Genomic DNA, 19,613 nt, shown 5'->3' with positions numbered 1-19,613 from the left:
TTTAAAAGAAAAAGCCGTGTTATCAAAAATTAGGACTTTTACACTACTTCTCTTGTTTTCCCTGAACGCTCTCCCTAATTACGCACAGGTCCTTCAGGAAATTTCCACGCCAATTGACAGCCTTTTAGAGTTTTTTGACGAGCAATTGCAAGAAAATACCCCAAAAGTTGACAGACTAACCTTGGAGGAAAACATAAAAAAGGCACAGCAGTACACCTTGCAGCTCAACAGGGTCAATCATGTGGTTAACCAAAGTTTGGACACTGCCAAATTGGGGCGGATCCTTCCAAGAGCAGAATTATTTTCAGTTTTGGCAGGAACAAGACTAGAAAACCAAGAGACAAAAATGAACTTAAGGTTTTTGAATGCCCTGGAAAATTGGATGGTTTCTATCTCAGAAGAACTCACGAACGGGGAGCGGTTAATTAGCAATAGGGCCGCACAATTGATGGAAGTAAGATTGAAATTGGACTCTATCCAGCAAGATGCCTTAATGCGGGCAAGCCTTAGGGATACTACACTGCTTCCAGAATACCAGCTTACGATTTCAACCTTAAGAACCAACCTGAGTAAAACGGACAGCACGCTCAACCAACAACGATTAATTGCAGCAAGTTATCAATCCAGAGCATCCAATCTGATAATAAGGCTTAATGACATTAAGGACCGCATCATTGGACAAAAAAGAGAATTGGAACGTGCTTTATTTGAAAAAGAAACAAATTTCATCTGGGAACCTAGAGATTTCCCAAGCACAGAAAGATTAATTTATGTCTTTCGGGATTCTGTCAGGTTCAATTTAAATATTACCAGAAATTACATCATCAACCATCTTGGAACTACTTTTTTCCTTTTGCTTCTGGTTATTCTTTTCTACACCTGGATCAATAAAAACTTAAAAAAAATCGCCTCCAACAAAGAGTTTTCTGAGCTGATTCTGGGAAGGTTAAAATATATTTCCAAGAACACTTTGCTTTCGGCATTCTTGGTAATCACTTCACTTGCTCCCTTCTTTTACCCTAATCCGCCGGTTCCCCTTTTCTCCTTGATCTTGGTAATTACAGTGAGTTTGTCCGGAATATTACTTAGGAATAGGATTGGTGAAGATTCTTTTAAAGTTTGGTGGATGATGTTTGCTTTGTTCCTTATCAGCATAGCCAGTAATTTATATTGGGAAGTTGCCTATCAGGAACGATGGCACCTTTTGGTATTTAGCTTGTTTGGCATATATATCGGCTGGAATTTGATCCAACTCCAAAAAGAAACCAAAGAATACCTTCCAGCCTATATCCCTTTGGTCGCGAGGACCTACATGATTTTATGTGGAATTTCCATAATTGCCAATATTCTGGGCAGGTTCTCTTTAAGTAAGATGATAGGCATAACTGCCACCTTAAGCCTAATGCACGCTGTGCCTTTGATCATTGTCGTCGCTATTATCAAGGAAGTCATCTACCTGATGATTGAGGTAAGCCAAAAAAGAGAAAATGATTTCACTTCCTCAATTGATTTTTATGATATACAAAAGCGGGTCAACCGTGTCGCCTCTTTCCTGGCGGTTTTAATTTGGGCCTATTTCTTCGCAGAAAGCTTAGGTGTATTCGACACCATCATCCTTGAGGCCAGGAATTTTTTATCCAAACCCAGGAATCTACTCAATGCCTCTTTTACTTATTCCCAAGTAGCGATTTTCATCCTTATCTTATATGTTGCTAATTTTTTAGCCAATACTGTAGCATATCTGGCGGCAATAAAAGATCAACAAAGTGTCAACGTAAGATCAAAAAAACTGGGTTCTTCCATACTTTTGATTAGGCTTTCCTTGCTGATTGTTGGGTTTTTGCTTGCTGCAGCCGCTTCCGGTATCTCATTGGACAAAATAGCTATTGTCCTAGGTGCCTTTTCCCTGGGAATCAGTTTTGGGTTACAGACCATAGTAAATAATTTGGTATCGGGGATAATTTTGGCTTTTGAAAAGCCTATTCAAATCGGTGACACTGTCCAAGTGGGCAATATTGAAGGAATTGTTAGGGATATTGGTATAAGGGCCAGTAAAATTAAAAACTGGGACGGAGCTGAGGTTATCATTCCAAATGGGGATTTATTGGCCCAGCATCTTACCAACTGGACCCTTTCAGACAAGCAAAGGAGGGTTGAATTGATCATTGGTGTAAGTTATAATTCTGACTTGGATTTGGTCACCAAACTCATACAGGATCAATTGGAGGTACAGGGAATACTCAATTACCCTCCTCCGAGGATCTTATTGCAAACATTTGCTGACAATTCTGTTAATTTTAGGGTTCTCTTTTGGGTGGAAGATGTGGATGTTTGGGTCACAATCCGGGACCAGGTCATGCGAGGGATCTTTAAATCCTTTAAAGATAACGGGGTAGAGATACCTTTCCCACAACGGGATCTTCATATAAAAAGCTTCCCCGGTCTGATTAAAGAAAAACTATCTAAACCACATGAGGAATAGGACTTAGAAATCAGCTATTAGTCATCCAAAATCCACAAAAAAATCCCGCGTTCAGAAACGCGGGATAAACTCGTTTTAATTCCTTCATCTTGATTCTTGGGTCTTATGACTTGGGTCTAATTTCTCTGCCTAATTGCTTCATAAATTACGACACCAGCCGATACAGAGACGTTGAGACTTTCAATGTTTCCTGCCATTGGGATTTTCACTTTGGCGTCAGATTGGCCCATCAATTCATCCGAAATACCATCTTCCTCTGAACCCATAATCAGGGCAGTAGGAATCGTAAAGTCTGCCTCATAAATCAATTGCTCTGTTTTTTCAGTTACTGCCACCACCTGAAGTCCCATTTTCTTCAGGTCTTTTACGGTATAGTAAAGATTCTTCACCCTTACAACAGGAAGATGATTTAATGCCCCTGCGGAAGTTTTGACAGCATCAGAATTGATCTGGGCGCTTCCCTTTTCAGGAATCAATATGGCATGAACGCCGGCACATTCTGCAGTCCTAGCAATAGCTCCGAAATTTCTTACATCTGTAATCCTGTCCAGAACAAGCACCAAAGGGGACACTCCTTTGGAAAAGCACTCTTCAATGACATTATCCAGTGAGGCATATTGGATAGATGACATGTGGGCAATGACACCTTGATGGTTTTTACGAGTAATCCTGTTGAGCTTGGCATCTGGAACCCTGACTACCGGAATCCTTTCCTCCTTGGCCAAAGTTAAGAGTTGTTTTACCAAATCATTATTGACATCCTTATCAATCAGAATTTTGTCTATTTCTTTCTGGGCATGGATTGCTTCGATCACTGCCCTTGTACCAAAAATAAAATCTTTATCGTGCTCTCCTTTGTTGATCAGAAAACCATCTGTGCGTTTCTCCATGATGTGATGCTTTTAAACCATTCAGGCTGAAGGGCCCTCGAACGGTTAAGTATATAATAGTTTGGTGTGAGGATATTTTTTACCCGCGCAAAGGTAAAAGTAATTTTCGAATTGGAATCACCGGTAAAGTAAGACCATATCTCACCATTGGGTCTGAAAAAAACCTCATTGGGAGGGCCCATCACAGTGTACACCATTCCTCGGTCTGTTTTCCAGCCTTCTTTGAAATCTGTAAATAGGATATTGGCAAACTCAATTTGCTTAAAATATTCTCTGATTACTTTTTTAGCGGACTCTTCGTCTTTGACCATTCCAATCCAATATTGGTCGAGGGCAAGTTTCTTGTCCTTCGCTTCTCTCAGTGCTTCGTGCTCTCTTCTGGTCGAAATGTATACAACCATCTCAACCATTTCTTCATAATCTTTGACCTTTGGGAAAGATTCATGCACAGTTTTCACCAACATTCCATTAGTAGAGTTGGTGTCTGCCTGAATAAAATAATAACCATCTTTACCAAAAGATTTTGGGGTGTTTAGAAAAAACTCCCCTTCATAATTCACTGTTATTTCTTTTGGAACATTGGCAGGCCTTATTTCCATAGGTGGAAGTGGGGCTTCGAATATTGTTGGATAATGGAAGGCATGCAGATTGACCCCACTTCTACCCTTAAATTCTAAGGCCTCATTTTTCAATACAAAACTTTGATCAAATGGCACCCTGTCATTGTAATAGGCCCAGAAATTAGGATGGCCAAGTACAAATGGACTGATCAAGTCAATGTGATAATAATAAACATCCCCTTGCCTGGTATCAATAGCCTGCAAAAAAGCAATGGCAACTTGTTGATCTTCCGGAATTTGGACCCTTTTTTCGAAAAAAAAGTGGAAATCCGTGTTCCCTTTGAGGTCTTCCTTAGACAATGGAATCAAATTCTGCTCATCTATAGAGTCCTGAAAACCAGAAAGCACCGCAAAGGCAAACTGATAAGTTTCAAATTCTATATCTTCTTCAATTTTCTCTATGGGCATTTGAAGAACAAAAGTTCTATCATTTTCCTGAACGGGAATGATTTTTAAGGCTAACCTGGAATACCTGGAATACCTCAATGCCTGATTTATACTTTCCAAAGTTTGTTGGGCATTTAAGGAAATAGGAAGAGAAAATAGAAAGAATGCAACGAAGATTAAAGTGCAGATTGGGGTATGGTTTCTCTTATTGGTCATCTGTTTTTAAAAATTAAACGTAATTTTGCCCAAATTAATGAAATTTTAAATGGCTACCTATACAACTGAGATTGCTTCTGATAAGTTGGTAAGTGATAACCCTATCCATCAACGTCTGCTCAAAGCCTATATTGCAGCCAAACCCATGGTGCAGGGTGATCTTTTGGAAGTAGGATGTGGAGAAGGACGGGGAGTAAAAGTATTGATGGAAAATGTCAGTTCTTATCATGGAATAGATAAAATCCAGGAAGTCATAAATAGATTATCGGAGAAGTATCCTCAGGCAAAATTCCAACAAGCTTTTATTCCTCCATTCAGCGGCATAGAAGAAAATACTTATGACTCCATTGTCAGCTTTCAAGTGATCGAACATATTGAAAATGACCGCCTTTTTTTGGAAGAAATCAAAAGGGTGCTCAAACCGGGTGGCAAAGCAATAATCTCTACCCCTAATATCCGGCATACCTTATCCAGAAATCCTTGGCATATCAGGGAATATACAGCTCAACAGCTGGAAGATCTATGCACCGGAATATTTGAAAAGGTTGAGGCAATGGGCATTGGCGGCAATGAAAAGGTCTGGGCTTACCATGAGGCCAACAGGAAGTCTGTCAACAGGATTATGCGCTTTGATATTTTTAATTTACAGTATAGACTACCGGCTTCCCTATTACGCTGGCCATATGAGGTTTTAAACAGGTTTAACCGAAACAAGCTTCACAGCCAACAGGGCAATTCAGTCACAGATATTTCCCATGAAGATTATACTCTGGAGACCAATCCGGAAAAGGGACTAGACTTGTTTTTTGTGTTGAGAAAGGGGTAGGAAAATTAGGATAAAGGAAAAAGGTCAATGGAGAAAGGAATTAGGTTGTCCTTAAACCTCGTCCCTTTTACTTCGCCCCTTTCACCTAGTTCCCCCGTTTCTCGAAATTTGCAATTTCGAGAAGGGATAAAATGGATTTCAAATCCATGGTATCGCTCTTCGGAATTGCAAATCCCGAAGAGCTCCAATCTGACTTCCCACTTCCAAAATTCTTGTCTCAAGACTCTCGCTTCTCGCCTCTAATCTCTCCCCTCTTGATACTTGGTACTTGGTACAAACGCCACTTACCTTCTATCCAACATAGAACCACCAACAACCCGCTTCTCGAAATTTGCAATTTCGAGAAGGGATAAAATGGATTTCAAATCCATGGTATCGCTCTTTGGAATTGCAAATCCCGAAGAGCTCCAATCTGACTTCCTACTTCCAAAATTCTTGTCTCAAGACTCTCGCTTCTCGCCTCTAATCTCTCCCCTCTTGATACTTGGTACTTGGTACAAACGCCGCCTACCTTCTATCCAACATAGAACCACCACCAATTGGCCCCATAACCCTTTCAAAATCCTTTTTAATCTGAGAGGATAGCTCGGTATATCCACGTTCTTCGAGCAGTGGAATAAAGAACTTCAGCATTTCTATAGAAATCATGGCTTCTCTGTCAAAAACCCTATCTTCTCTGGTGTAAAATTCCAACATTTGAACAGACTTATGAGAAAGTTTTTCGACGATATCCAATGCCAAATCATCTTCTCCTACTTCAAAGAACAATGGTACCATTTGCCCACTTGCCAGATCATAAGGAACTGCCTCATGAGGCATCACTTGAATGCTGAACTTCAAAATCTCTGCAGCCCTATCCAGATCATCTTCATCCAATAAGGCTATTGCTATGGAATTGATCGCAGAGCGGTGATTGGAAGTAAATCTTCTGAACTCATCATCGAAATAATTGTCAGGATTATCCATTCCTCTGAAGGCAAATTTTTCCAGTACATTTTGATAAGCTATGTCTGTATTGACAAGTTCAGTACGCATGCCTTGTGGCTTTCTAACAGGCAACAACCTGTAGGTAAGTCCTTCCATCACTACATAATCCTCAATATCCAGTGTGATGGTAGCCAAAGAAGTATTGTTGAAGTAGATTGGCCTTTCCCAATTATTGGAGGCAATTAAATCAATAAGCATCATATTACCTTTGGTCAGGTAATTGCCCTTGACCCTTAGGTTCATTTGATCTACTATCAGGTCTTCCATTCCTTCAGGAATTAGCCCTTGATTGTACACTTTCTCAATATCCACATCAAGAATGAGGTTACGCGATGGAACCATATTAAAGGTAGATCTACCTCCAGATGTCAGCTTGAGCAGATCACTTTCACTTTTAAGCAGACGAAGATACTCCTTGGCAGAAATAGCCTCTAAATTTTGCCTGTCCATCACGTAAAGTACGTCATTGGTACCTTTCCTATAATTCTTGTATTCCAAAGAAAATGGAAGTGGAGCAGACTCGTTTACCGGTCTTGTCAATTGCTCAACATACCAATCTGTATCAAAATAACTCAATACCACTACTCTTACATCCGTCCTGAATCCTTCTACTTCCTGTACATACCAGAGCGGGAAAGTGTCATTATCACCTCCTGTAAATAAAATGGCATTCGGTGCACAAGAAGCAAGGAAATTCCTCGCAGAATCCACTGAAAAATACCTTCCATGACGGTTATGGTCATCCCAGTTCTGTCCTGCCATCAGAACAGGTATAGGGAAAGTGATCAGGGTAGCTATGATACCGGACACGGCCAGGTTTTTGTTTAATTTACCTATCCAATGCGATAAGGCCAATACCCCTATCCCTATCCAAATGGCAAAAGCATAGAATGAGCCCACATAGATGTAATCCCTTTCTCTGGGTTCCACCGGTGGAGAATTGAGGTAAAGTACCAGTACCACTCCCATCATCAGGAAGAGCATGGCATTCACATAAAATGACCGGGTATCAACCTTAGCCTGAAACAGTAAACCTATGATTCCCAAAATCAAGGGAAGCATCAGATAATTGTTATGGGCTTTGTTTTCCTTGATATAATCTGGGAATTTATCAGAGAAGAAATCCGTGATTCCCAACCAAGGGGCATCCGAAAAGTCACTCTCCCTTCCCGAAAAATTCCACATAAAATACCTCCAATACATATGACCCAATTGATGGGAGAACATGAAATAGAGGTTATCCCCGAAGGTTGGCTTCTGCCCTTCCCTCAAACCTAGCTTGGAGCGATAGATTTGTTTATGCCTTTCCTGGGTAGAATAAATCCTTGGAAGAATGGTAGTCCTTTCAGGGTCATATACATTTAAAGTGGAATAATCCACTACCTCGTATTTATCCTTCCCCTTCAAATAAATGGGAGCCCCTTCTTTTTGGTCTTTGAGCTCTGCATCAAAATACTGCCCATGCAATAATGGACGGTAACCATATTGCTCTCTTTTTAGATAGGAAATGTAGCTGATGATATCTTTGGGAGCATTTTCATTGATTACAGGATTTTGGTTGGCCCGGATAATGATCAATGCATAAGAAGCATAACCTATCAAAATAAAGGTCAATGAAAGCAAAATGGTATTCAATCCAGCCCTTTGCTTTTTGATTGAATAGAGAATTCCATATACCAAAGTTCCCAAAAACAGGGTAGAAAACACCACTATGCCGGAGCCAAATGGCAATCCAATACTATTCACAAAGAATATTTCAATGGATCCTGCCACACTAGGCAAACCTGGAATAATAAAGTTATTAATAATGATAAGAGCAATTCCACCAAGACCAATTGCAATAACTCCACCCTTCAGATTAGGTTGTGGATATTTTTTAAAATAGTATATAAGTGCTAATGCAGGCAAGGTCACCAAGTTGAGCAAGTGAACACCAATAGAAAGTCCGACCAAATAGGCTATAAAAAGCATCCATCTGTTTTCTTCTTTAGGGTCTTCGATGGTATCCCATTTTAAAAATGCCCAAATTACAATCGCTGTAAAGAAGGATGACATGGCATAAACCTCAGCCTCCACCGCAGAAAACCAGAAACTGTCTGTAAATGTGTACACCAAAGAACCGATCAAACCTGCCCCCATCAAGGAGATGGTCTGTCCTTTACTTTCTTCACCATTTTTGATCTGAAATAGTTTCCTTCCGAATAGGGTAATGGACCAAAAGAGGAAAAGAATAGTCAAACCTGAAAATACCGCACTGCCTACATTCATCCAATAAGCGACTTGAAGTGTATCTCCAAAAGCAAAAAAAGCAAACATTCTGTAGATCAATAGGAAAAAAGGAGCCCCCGGAGGATGTGGCACCTGAAGTTTGTATGAAACTGCAATAAATTCTCCCGGATCCCAAAAGCTAGCAGTCTGTTCGACTGTTAATACGTAAACCAGTGTGGAAACAACAAATACCAACCATCCGGTGATGTTATTGACCTTTTTATAATCAAGCATTGTTCTAATAAATAGTTGTGACGGACGAAAATAATCAATTAATCCTTACGGAAAGCCAAATTAACAGCATTTAAGGATTTGTGATAAAAATTACTGTCAAGAACTAACTATAGACTGTAATTTTGTAATGTTCAATTTAAACTTATCAATTATGAGCACTCAACCATTAACATTCAGCGAATTGATTTCAGGAAATCAGCCAGTTTTGGTAGACTTTTTCGCTACTTGGTGCGGACCTTGCCAGATGATGCAGCCTATCCTTGAAGATACAGCACGTCAGTTGGGTGAAAAGATCAAAATCGTAAAAGTAGATGTAGACAAAAACCCTCTAGCAGCAAGCAAGTTTCAAGTTCGAGGTGTGCCTACCTTAATACTATTTCAAAAAGGCCAAATTTTATGGAGACAATCGGGAGTGGTTCCGGCTCATCAGTTGGTAAATACCATAGAGGGCTATTTAACTGAGAAAGTCTAACCATATTAATGATAGGTTTTTACCTATCAACCTTATCCGCCAAGGGCGGAGAAAGCCTGTTCCATCCTGATAGCTTGGGATTCGGAGGGCTTCCAAAATGAGGAAAGCTAGGACTAAACCTGGGGCGGATCGGCATGACGTGAAATATTGTCGTCAGTATTTCTAAACTTTTACCCAAAATGTGTGACAAATGTCATTTTGAAATAATGGAGAGAAAAATAAATTTACATAATCAATAACCTGAAAAACAGTACTATTATATGAAAATCGAACAAATTTATACCGGGTGTTTGGCTCAAGGGGCATATTACATCGAATCAGAAGGAGAAGCTGCTATTATTGATCCACTAAGAGAAGTTCAGCCTTACATAGAAAAAGCTGAAAAAGAAGGAGCAAAAATCAAGTATGTATTTGAGACCCACTTCCATGCAGATTTTGTGTCTGGACACAAAGATCTTTCAGAGAAGACTGGCGCTCCAATTGTATTCGGACCAACCGGTATGAAAATGGGATTTGATGCCATTATAGCAGAAGATGGTCAAATATTTGAAATCGGAAAAGCTAAAATCAAAGTAATTCATACCCCAGGTCATACTATGGAAAGCTCTTGTTACCTTTTGATCAATGAAGAAGGAAAGGAAGAGGCAATCTTTACAGGTGACACATTATTCATAGGTGATGTTGGACGTCCTGATTTGGCCCAGAAAGTCATAAAAGATTTGACACAGGAAAAACTGGCTGCACATCTTTATGATTCCTTAAGAAACAAAATTATGCCTTTGGCTGATGATATCATTGTTTATCCTGCACATGGAGCAGGAAGTGCCTGTGGTAAAAATATGAGCAAAGAGACTACAGATACTTTGGGCAATCAGAAAAAGACAAATTATGCCCTTCAGGACATGACAAAAGAGGAGTTTATCAAAGAGGTTTTAACCGGATTGACACCTCCTCCTGCTTATTTCCCACAAAATGTATTGATGAACATTCAAGGATATGACTCTATTGATGAGGTATTGAACAGAGGATTCAATCCATTGAATCCAGCTGCATTTGAAGCTGCGGCCAATGAGACCGGAGCTGTGATCTTGGATACCCGTGATGCGCAGGTTTTTGCCAAAGGTTTTATTCCCAACTCTATCAATATTGGAATTGAAGGAAGCTTTGCAGTATGGGTTGGCACTTTGATTCCAGATGTCAAGCAGGAAATTCTTGTGGTAGCAGAAGAAGGAAAAGAGGAAGAAATCATCACCAGATTAGCGAGGGTAGGTTATGATCATTGTATAGGTTATATCAAAGGTGGGTTTGAGGCCTGGAAATCAGAAGGTAGAGAAATAGACACCATTACATCCGTCTCAGCTGAAGAATTGGCCCAAATCATAGAAAAAGAAGGCCAGGTCAATATTCTTGATGTAAGAAAAGCCAGCGAGCATTACAGTGAGCATGTGATCGACTCTATCAATGCACCATTGGACTATATCAATGACAGCATGACCAAAGTAGACAAAAACAAAACTTACTATGTTCACTGTGCAGGAGGATACAGGTCCATGGCATTTACTTCTATCCTAAGAGCTCGAGGTTATGAAAACCTGATTGATGTGAAAGGAGGATTTACCGCCATCAAGGATTCATCCCTGTTCAAAGTGAGTGATTATGTGTGTCCTACTACAATGCTATAATTGAATTGAAAAACAAGTCGCATTTCATTCAAAATTGAACGATGGCAAGGCATATAGCCTTGCCATTTTTCATATCGGGAATGTTTGGGTGATAAATGTCACTTGTTTCTGGGTAAAGATTGGCCAATTTTGAATATGCTTCGTTTACTGATCTTCGTCATCTTTTTTGCTACTGGCTCTCAGAGTTTCGCGCAAATGGATTTAGTTGAAAAGGATAGCACCCAAGTCCAGGAAGAACAAGAAAGCTTAGGCAGAACACTTAAAAGCGGTGAAATTGACTTTCACATACGTTCTTTCTTTATGTCAACCCTTAACAAAGGGAAATTATCGGACTATGCAACCCTGGCAACCGGAGCAGGGATAGGGTATACTACACCTGAATGGAGAGGTTTTCAGGCAAGGTTCAATGGGTTCTTTACCTTTCAGGTATTTGAATACAATGTTCGGGTTCCAGATCCAATTACTGGAGCTGGTAACAGGTATGAACTATTACTCTATGACATGAATGACCTCAGCAATACCAATAGGCTTGATAGATTGGAAGAATTGTACTTGTCTTATAGGAAAAACAGGTTCAAATTCACCTTTGGAAGGCAAAAAATAAATTCACCATTACTCAATGAGCAGGACAACAGAATGCGACCTAATGTTTTTGGCGGATTTTCTGCTGTTTATTCCGGCATGAGTACTAAATTAACTGCCATGTGGATCAATTCTGTGACCATAAGGGGAACTGTGGATTGGTACACTATTGAAGATTCTTATGGCGTTTATCCCTTTGGAAGGAATCTCTATGGAGAGCCTTCCGATTACAGAGGAAAGATCAAATCCAAAGGAATTGCCATGACAGGACTTCAATATCATAAAAGTGGATTGACACTTCAGGGATGGAATTACTTTGCTGAAAATGTCTTCAATATGACTTTTCTGCAATCTGATTATGTCATTAATATCGGCAAGACCAGGATCCATACAGGAATTCAGGGATTTCACCAAATACCGATAAATGATGGAGGAAATCCCGACACACAAAAAACCTATATTCACCCTGATGAAAACGCCTCTGGCTTAGGTGCAAAAATTGGTTTATTTTCAGGTAGACATAATGTCTCTTTCAATTTTCTAGGCATTAATGACAAAGGAAGGTTCCTTTTCCCAAGAGAATGGGGGAGGGAAATTCTCTATGCAAGTATGTCCAGAGAAAGATTTGAAGGAGCTGGAGACATGCATGCTTTGGTTTTGAAATATGATCTAATCACTCCGGTAAAAGGCCTGTTTGCCCAATTTGGAGCAGGAAAAGTCAATCTTTCCGAAGTTAATGATTACAGAACCAACAAATATGGGCTTCCATCCTATTATCATTTCTCCGGCATGCTGGATTACCGATTCAAAGACTACTTTGAAGGAATCAATTTAAGTCTATTGGTTGTTAATAAAGCACCACAAAACCGTGAGATGATGACAGATAGACTACGGATCAACAGGGTAGAAATGTGGAACATCAACTTAGTAATGGATTATAGATTTTAAATGAAAATTAAAACAAACAAAACAATTCAATATGGAACAATTTATCGAATGGATCTCTCAACCATGGCCTTGGTGGGTAGCAGGACCTTTAATCGGTTTGACAGTACCAGCATTACTTATTCTGGGAAATAAAACCTTTGGAATTTCATCCTCTTTAAGACACATATGTGCTGCCTGCATACCTGCTGGAATTCCTTTCTTTTCCTATGACTGGAAGAAAGAATTATGGAATATCATATTTGTGCTAGGGGTATTGATAGGTGGCTTTATTGCTACAACATTCTTTGCCAATCCAGACACAATCGTTGTTGCTGAAGCTACGCAACAGGATTTGGCAGCATTAGGTATCACAGATTATACGAGTTTAATGCCTGCTGAAATCTTCAATTGGGAAAACCTATTGAGCGGAAAAGGATTACTTTTCTTTGTACTCGGTGGTTTCTTGGTAGGCTTCGGCACTAGGTATGCCGGAGGCTGTACATCAGGCCATGCCATCATGGGCATCAGCTCACTTCAATGGCCATCTTTGGTCGCCACCATCTTCTTTATGTTAGGTGGATTCTTAATGACCCATGTTTTCCTTGGTCCACTTATGTCTCTGGTTGGATTTTAAAATTAATATGACAATGTTAGCAACAGAAAAAAATAAAAACACAACTCCGGTAGAATGCGAAGCACCTAATCTACAGGAGAAAAAGAATGAAAGTCTTCTGAAATACCTCATCATTGGTATTTTATTCGGCATAGTATTCGTGAAAGCAGAAATTATTTCCTGGTTCAGAATTCAGGAAATGTTCAGATTGCAATCATTTTTCATGTATGGAGTTATCGGATCTGCAGTTATTGTAGGCATGATCTCTGTTCAGCTGATCAAAAGACTGAATATCAAATCCATATCAGGAGAGAAAATCAACATTCCAAAGAAGGAATTCCGTAAAGGTCAAATTATTGGAGGATTGATCTTTGGCTTAGGCTGGGCACTTACAGGTGCATGTCCAGGGCCTTTGTTTGCGCAGATAGGCAGTGGTTTCACTGTAATAGTGGTAACCTTGTTATCTGCTATAGCCGGGACATGGGTATATGGTAAATTTGCAGACAAATTGCCTAATTAAAACATCCTTTATAACATTAAAGGGGCTATCTCATTAAATTGGGATAGCCTTTTTTTTCTTCAATGGTTCGGTCCAAAATCCAACTGACCGAACCCCATGTGTCTTAATTAACATTTGATATTGGATATTCTTAATTTCCAAAAACCCTTTTGATCAATGCCCTAATGAGGAGGATAGCTACTAGTACGACAGACCCTGCGATTACAAATTCCATGTTTTTTTTATTTACAACAACAAATTTAAAAATATGTTCAATTGCCTCTCAGGACAGTTTATCAGAATTTTATTTTCCTAATTTGTTGAATTGGAGTTAGCTTTGCGGTACCAACCTTAACCTATACCTATTGATGACACTACTCCAAAAAAGGAGGATTGCCCTTGGCAGCCTCTTTTTCATAGCAGGCCTTTGTTTTGCCTCATGGGCTTCCAGGATTCCGGATATTCAGGTCAAATTTAACCTTTCAGAAGCTCAGCTTGGCACCTTATTGCTTGGCTTACCCATCGGATCATTGGTTGCATTACCACTTGCAGGCTGGGCAGTTCACCGATTTGGTAGCCGTAAAGTCATATTGGCCAGTGCTGCAGGATACATGACATTTCTGCCTTTGATTGGCTTCAGTGATTCCATATTTATGCTTATCCCGGTCATTGTGATCTTTGGAATGATAGGAAATATGATGAATATTTCACTTAATACCCAAGCCCTGGCCCTGGAAGACAGTTACGGCAGAAGTATTTTGGCATCATTTCATGGACTTTGGAGCTTAGCGGGATTCACAGGGGCAGGAATTGGTGCTGGAATGATCTACTTTAACATCTTACCCAGAATCCATTACCTTTTTATAGCATTTATAGTAGCATCAACCATCCTTTCCGCTAAGTCTTTTCTCATCAATGAATCCAAAGCAGGGGGAGGGGGCGGATTGGTCTTAAGAAAACCAGACGATCTACTTCTTAGGATTGGATTGATTGCCTTCCTGGGAATGTTAGCCGAGGGATGTATGTTTGATTGGAGTGGTGTGTTTTTCAAAAAAGTCGTTGAAATAGAGCCTGGTCTGGTGGCCTTAGGTTATGTCTCCTTTATGGGAGCTATGGCCAGCGGAAGATTTTTGACCGATCGGATTATCAACAAAATTGGAAGGATAAAAATGCTTCAGTTCAGTGGTGCTTTGATTTTTGTTGGACTTTTACTTTCTGTACTTCTACCACTTCCAGTAACTGCTACAATTGGTTTCCTTATGGTAGGGTTTGGGGTAGCTGCCATAATCCCTATTGCTTACAGCACAGCTGGAAGATCCAAATTATATTCGCCAGGCGTTGCTTTGGCTATGGTGTCCACCATCTCATTCTTTGGATTCCTGTTGGGACCTCCCTTGATTGGATATATTGCCGAACTGTTTGAATTGAAAGTATCCTTTACCCTTGTAGCGATTACCGGCTTGGGAATTGCTATTTTGTCATCCGTTCGCCTTGAAGTTTTTAAATAGGAAAAAGTAAATAGAGCCGGAAATAAATTACTCTATTGTCAACCTGATGAATCTTCAAATACAAACTACGGAATTTCAAAAAATTGCCCGCTTATTTGTCAGTAAAACTATGATTATCGACAAATTAAAACAGGATTGCCCACTATGAAAAAACTTTCAGAGAAGACTTGTGAATTGCAGATACAAAAGGCATAAAACCAGGAATGGCACTCTATAAAGAGTCAAAAGAAAATCCAGAAATTTGGTTGTATAAAGACCCAAATATAAAAGAGGCTGTCCCATTTTGGGACAGCCTCTTTTTATTAAAAATTTACCTAAACAAGTTGATAAAACCTCTCCTGGTCTGATTCCCTTCTTTAATATCAATGGTATAATAGTAAGTTCCTGTGCCAAGTTCTTTACCATTAAAAGTCCCTTCCCACCTAAATCTTGGATCAGAGGTTACAAACAGCCGCTGCCCACTCCTATCAAAAATCTGAATTAACACTCCATCATAATAAGCAAGGTCCTCTACTCCCCAGGTATCATTGACTCCGTCTCCTCCTGGTGTAAAGCTATTCTTGATATCTATCTGATCGAGACTTGGCCTTAATCTGGTAAGAACAAACTCTTTCTCAATTACATTACCGGAACGGTCAGTTACCCTAATCTTAATTCTGAATTCAGTCTTTCCTGCGGCCCTATCTGCTGAACTCCAAAATAGGAAGCCTTCCTTGACCTCAAAGAATCCATTGTCTCCAAAGCCTTCCACCAGCTCAATGAAGTGGATATTATCCGATGGATCAATTACTGTAAAAGGACCGATGATATAAAAGAAATTAATCTCTGCCTGGAATGTATTACTATTGAGTACCACATCTTGTGGTGCAGGTTTGGACAATACTTCTATTTCCTGAAGAGCTTTTATTCCATAAGGATTGAATACCCCCCTTGGTAAGACAAGGTCCCCAATGATTCTCAAAAGCTGTGAAGCCCTTGGATTGTATGGATTTAAATCCCAAGTAACGGAATAATTTAAGAACTCAGCTCTTCCATTAAGGGCCAATACTTGATCCGGAACGCCGAGTCCAGCAACCGGAGTATCCCAAGGCACCCTGATCCTAGGAAGTTCCACTACACTTAAAATGGCTCTTTCTCTGATATAATCTGGAACGCCATCCCTGTTGGAATCCAAGTAACTGTTTTTATTATTAGGATCGGTTCCCTGAAGTATTTCAATGTAATCAGGAACCCCATCTCCATCACTGTCTTTGTAGCTCAAAGGATCATTTGGATCTGTACCCTGCTCAGTTTCTATAAAATCAGGAACCCCGTCTCCATCGGATTCCTCCCGTGCTGGAAGCACTGTGATCTTCACTGTAATTGTAGCCGGTAAATGATTGCCATCAGAAACTTGTACAGCAGTAATCGTAGTCGTTCCCACTTTCAAAAGAACCAGTCTTCCGTTTTCCAGCCTGGCGATTGTCTCATCTGCTATAGAATAAGTGACAGACCTAGTGTTATCCGTAGTTACTGGCACAAATAGGATACTTCCAGCATCTATTGAAGCCTCAAAATCAACCCAACTAATTGCAGTAGCCCTTGCCTTTATGGTAAGTGTACCGCTAACTAAATTAAAGGTATAATTAGGGTCACTGGCACCGGAAAGAATGATCGGATATGAGCCAACAGGTGTATTGAAATTAGCTGAAGTCGCAATAGATGGGGCTACTGCAATTCTTGTGTCCCCATTTACAAATCCTGAATAACTGAAGGTAAATTCCGGGTTTGGTTCCTTATATAGTCTCTCCTTATCATTTGCAGTGATTGTCAGTACAGCTGGGGTCACAGTCAAAATGCCCTGTATATAGGTTATTTCATAATTCGGATCAGAAGCACCGGAAACCGTAATCGGGTAAGTACCCACATTGCTTGATGCAGTAGCGGTAGTACTAATAACCGGCAGTGTGGCAGGTGCCAGGTTGCCGTTAACCAGACCCGTATAGGTGAAGGTCAAGGCGGTCAGCTCCTCTCCGTATACTTTGCTCTTATTCTCAGCTGTAATTATTAGGCTTGCCGGTTCAACCTTCAAGGTACCCTGTACATATCTGATAGTATAATTCGCATCTACCACACCTGAAACATTGATAGGATATGTGCCCACAGGACTTGAAGCTGAAGCTGTGGTGCTTATGGCTGGTACTGTAGCAGGTGCCTGATCACCATTGACCAATCCCGTGTAGGAAACCGTCAGTGCAGGCACTGCCGCACCATAGGTTTTGGTCTTGTCATCTGCTGTTATAGTCAGCTCCACAGGGTTGACAGTCAGCGTTCCGTTTATAAAATTGATAGTATAATTATTATCAAAGGCACCACTCACTGTAATAGGATAGCTACCTACATTGCTGCTTGCTGTGGCAGTAGTGCTGATCACAGGAAGCGTTGCAGGAGAAGTATCTCCGTTGACAAGACCCGAATAGGTGAAAGTCAATTCTGGAAGCGAAGCCCCATAGGCCTTGATCTGATTGTCGGCTGCTATAGTCAGGGTTTCAGGGGTAACTGTCAGTATTCCGTTTACGTAGCTGATCTCATAGTTGCGGTCTTCTGCACCGGAAATAGTGATTGGATAAGTACCCACCGGACTACTTGCCATGGCGGAAGTACTGATTACAGGAAGCGTTGCAGGAGCAATATCCCCATTAGCGAGACCGGCATAAGTAAGCGTTAGCGAAGGAATTAATGCCCCATAGGTTTTAGTTTTACTGTCTGCTGTAACTGTAAGTGCTGCTTTAGTAATGTTGAGCTCATCTGAAGCATAGTTAATCTCATAATTATTGCCCAAAGTGAGAATCCCTTGACCTATCAAATAAGCACCTACTTCTTCACCTTCCTCACGTCTCAACACTCCGGAAAAGCTATCCCCTGCTATTAAACTACCGGAAGTAATCTGATATGTCAATTGAGGATCTTCGCTACCATATACTTTTTCCTTGGCATCTGCTTTAATTGCGATTACCCTACGAACAATTTCAAAGTTGGCCCCATTGAAATTAATGGTATAGTTCGCACTAGAAAGTGTGCCTTGATTGATCGCATAATTACCCACATTCTCTCCTGGAACCCTTGCCAAGGATCCAGTAAGGACTTCTTTATTTTCTCCAGGTGCAAACCCTTCTGCGGTGAAGGCTAATACGGGATCCATTTCACCGTAAACCTTGCTTTGGCCTTGGTTTACTAATAAGGTAAGTGGTCTCGGCTGAATACTTAGCGTACCCGGCACATAATTGATCTGGTAATTACCGGAAAGACCGGTAACAAAAACTCCAAAGGTTCCAACATCTTCACCTGTGACACGGGAAAATACAAGTTCGCCCGACAAATCTTCAGGACCCTCACCCTGTATAAAGCCTGAAAACTCCACTTCAAATTCAGGATCATCCTCCCCATACAACTTACTGCTGTTTTTCACAGTCACGGTAAGTGGCTGACCGATGATGCTCAGTTGACCATTGGCAGTGACAAACACATAATTTCTTGCAGACAGATCTGTAATATCAGGAGCAATCGTGTAAGTACCTGAATCCACAGCTCCTACTGCATCACCAGAATAAGTTACAGTGCCCGTAATGCCAGCTGAAATAGCATTTTGACCCAAGACAAAGCCACTGATTTGAGCAGTAAAGTTGGTAAAAGGAAGACCGTCATAAGTCTTTTGCTTATCTTCAGCTGTCACAGTTAAAGTCTGTGGAAGGATTCTGAAGTTTCCTGGGACAAACTCAATGGCATAATTAGTACTTGTCAGACCTGAAGGAGTAATTGTATAATCACCCACGTTTTCTCCGGTAACTCTATTTATCACCAAAGTACCGGTCAGCACATTGGGCCCTTCACCATTTACAAATTCTTCATAATTCACGGAAAATGAAGGATCTAATACCCCATAAAGTTTGGAGTTGTCATTGGCTTTAATTTTAAGGGTGGCCGGGGTTACTTCCAAGACCCCATTCACATAGCTGATCTCATAGTTTGAAGTCACATCGTTATCAAATGCATCTAAAATCAATGCAGCAAAGGCAACGTTTGTACTTGTTCCAACATTCGTCTGACTGCCTGTCAAGGTCACATTATATGTATGGCCTGTAACCAGATTTGTATTATTGGTTAGAATGCTCCCCGTGTTCGTCAAAGCCGTTCCATCGTAAACCTTACTATCGCTGGCTGCGGTAATCTCAATTTCAAGTTTGGTCACTGTAAGAGTCCCTGAAACATAAGTAATGTCGTAATTATCCGCGATCAGGCCGTCTGGAATGATTACATATGTGCCCGCATTGATAGCAGGACCCGCAGGATCCGTAGTAAAGGTCAACTCTCCGCCAAGTTCGTTCTCATCTTCTCCTTCAATAAATCCGTCATAGCTTACCGTAAATGCTGTGAATTCCTC

General features: G+C 40.5%; 12 protein-coding genes. 8 read left to right on the top strand and 4 right to left on the bottom strand.

Annotation, left to right across the window (positions count from 1 at the left end; genetic code table 11):
* Window positions 1–16 precede the first annotated feature (16 nt).
* A complete protein-coding gene (locus tag CLV48_RS11610; protein ID WP_106567458.1) occupies window positions 17–2,482 on the top strand; it encodes a mechanosensitive ion channel family protein in 2,466 nt (821 codons plus the stop codon).
* Between the two features lie 116 nt (window positions 2,483–2,598).
* Here the strand turns inward: CLV48_RS11610 and rlmB are convergent, their stop codons facing one another.
* Both rlmB and CLV48_RS11600 read right to left on the bottom strand, forming a co-directional pair.
* Window positions 2,599–3,372 carry a 23S rRNA (guanosine(2251)-2'-O)-methyltransferase RlmB gene (gene rlmB, locus CLV48_RS11605; protein ID WP_106567457.1) on the bottom strand — a complete coding sequence of 258 codons (774 nt, stop codon included), beginning with the start codon at window positions 3,370–3,372 and terminating at the stop codon, window positions 2,599–2,601.
* Window positions 3,345–4,595, bottom strand: coding sequence for a GWxTD domain-containing protein (locus CLV48_RS11600; protein ID WP_106567456.1), 1,251 nt, complete (start codon window positions 4,593–4,595; stop codon window positions 3,345–3,347). The genes rlmB and CLV48_RS11600 overlap by 28 nt, the downstream gene beginning before the upstream one ends.
* A 49-nt stretch (window positions 4,596–4,644) precedes the next feature.
* Between CLV48_RS11600 and CLV48_RS11595 the strand changes: the two genes are divergently transcribed.
* Window positions 4,645–5,421 (top strand): class I SAM-dependent methyltransferase, encoded by a 777-nt coding sequence (locus CLV48_RS11595; RefSeq protein ID WP_106567455.1) that lies wholly within the window; start codon window positions 4,645–4,647, stop codon window positions 5,419–5,421.
* Window positions 5,422–5,928: 507 nt separating this feature from the next.
* On the opposite strand, the gene CLV48_RS11590 is transcribed toward CLV48_RS11595, so the two are convergent.
* A complete protein-coding gene (locus CLV48_RS11590) occupies window positions 5,929–8,910 on the bottom strand; it encodes a glycosyltransferase family 117 protein (RefSeq protein ID WP_106567454.1) in 2,982 nt (993 codons plus the stop codon).
* 151 nt (window positions 8,911–9,061) lie between these two features.
* Between CLV48_RS11590 and trxA the strand changes: the two genes are divergently transcribed.
* The 6 genes from trxA to CLV48_RS11560 all read left to right on the top strand — a co-directional run bounded on the left by trxA (window position 9,062) and on the right by CLV48_RS11560 (window position 15,193).
* Complete coding sequence (gene trxA / locus CLV48_RS11585) at window positions 9,062–9,382, top strand: thioredoxin (RefSeq protein ID WP_106567453.1); 321 nt, start codon at window positions 9,062–9,064, stop codon at window positions 9,380–9,382.
* Window positions 9,383–9,642: 260 nt separating this feature from the next.
* On the top strand, window positions 9,643–11,064 hold the full coding sequence (locus tag CLV48_RS11580) for an MBL fold metallo-hydrolase (RefSeq protein WP_106567452.1): 1,422 nt from the start codon (window positions 9,643–9,645) through the stop codon (window positions 11,062–11,064).
* 195 nt (window positions 11,065–11,259) lie between these two features.
* A complete protein-coding gene (locus CLV48_RS11575) occupies window positions 11,260–12,594 on the top strand; it encodes an OprD family outer membrane porin (protein ID WP_245889541.1) in 1,335 nt (444 codons plus the stop codon).
* Window positions 12,595–12,625: 31 nt separating this feature from the next.
* Window positions 12,626–13,207, top strand: a complete 582-nt coding sequence (locus CLV48_RS11570) for a YeeE/YedE family protein (RefSeq protein WP_106567451.1) — start codon at window positions 12,626–12,628, stop codon at window positions 13,205–13,207.
* Window positions 13,208–13,220: 13 nt separating this feature from the next.
* Entirely contained in the window at window positions 13,221–13,706 is a 486-nt protein-coding gene (locus CLV48_RS11565; RefSeq protein ID WP_106567450.1) for a DUF6691 family protein, read from the top strand.
* A 347-nt stretch (window positions 13,707–14,053) separates the two neighbouring features.
* The gene (locus CLV48_RS11560) at window positions 14,054–15,193 is read left to right on the top strand and encodes an MFS transporter (RefSeq protein ID WP_106567449.1); all 1,140 of its coding nucleotides are present in this window, start codon (window positions 14,054–14,056) and stop codon (window positions 15,191–15,193) included.
* 310 nt (window positions 15,194–15,503) lie between these two features.
* Here the strand turns inward: CLV48_RS11560 and CLV48_RS11555 are convergent.
* The coding region (locus tag CLV48_RS11555; protein WP_146140093.1) for an MBG domain-containing protein at window positions 15,504–19,613 on the bottom strand (4,110 nt) is incomplete at its 5' end.

Source organism: Cecembia rubra, assembly GCF_003014575.1.
Classification (GTDB): Bacteria; Bacteroidota; Bacteroidia; order Cytophagales; family Cyclobacteriaceae; genus Cecembia_A; species Cecembia_A rubra.
This window is presented reverse-complemented; position numbering and strand designations above follow the sequence as displayed.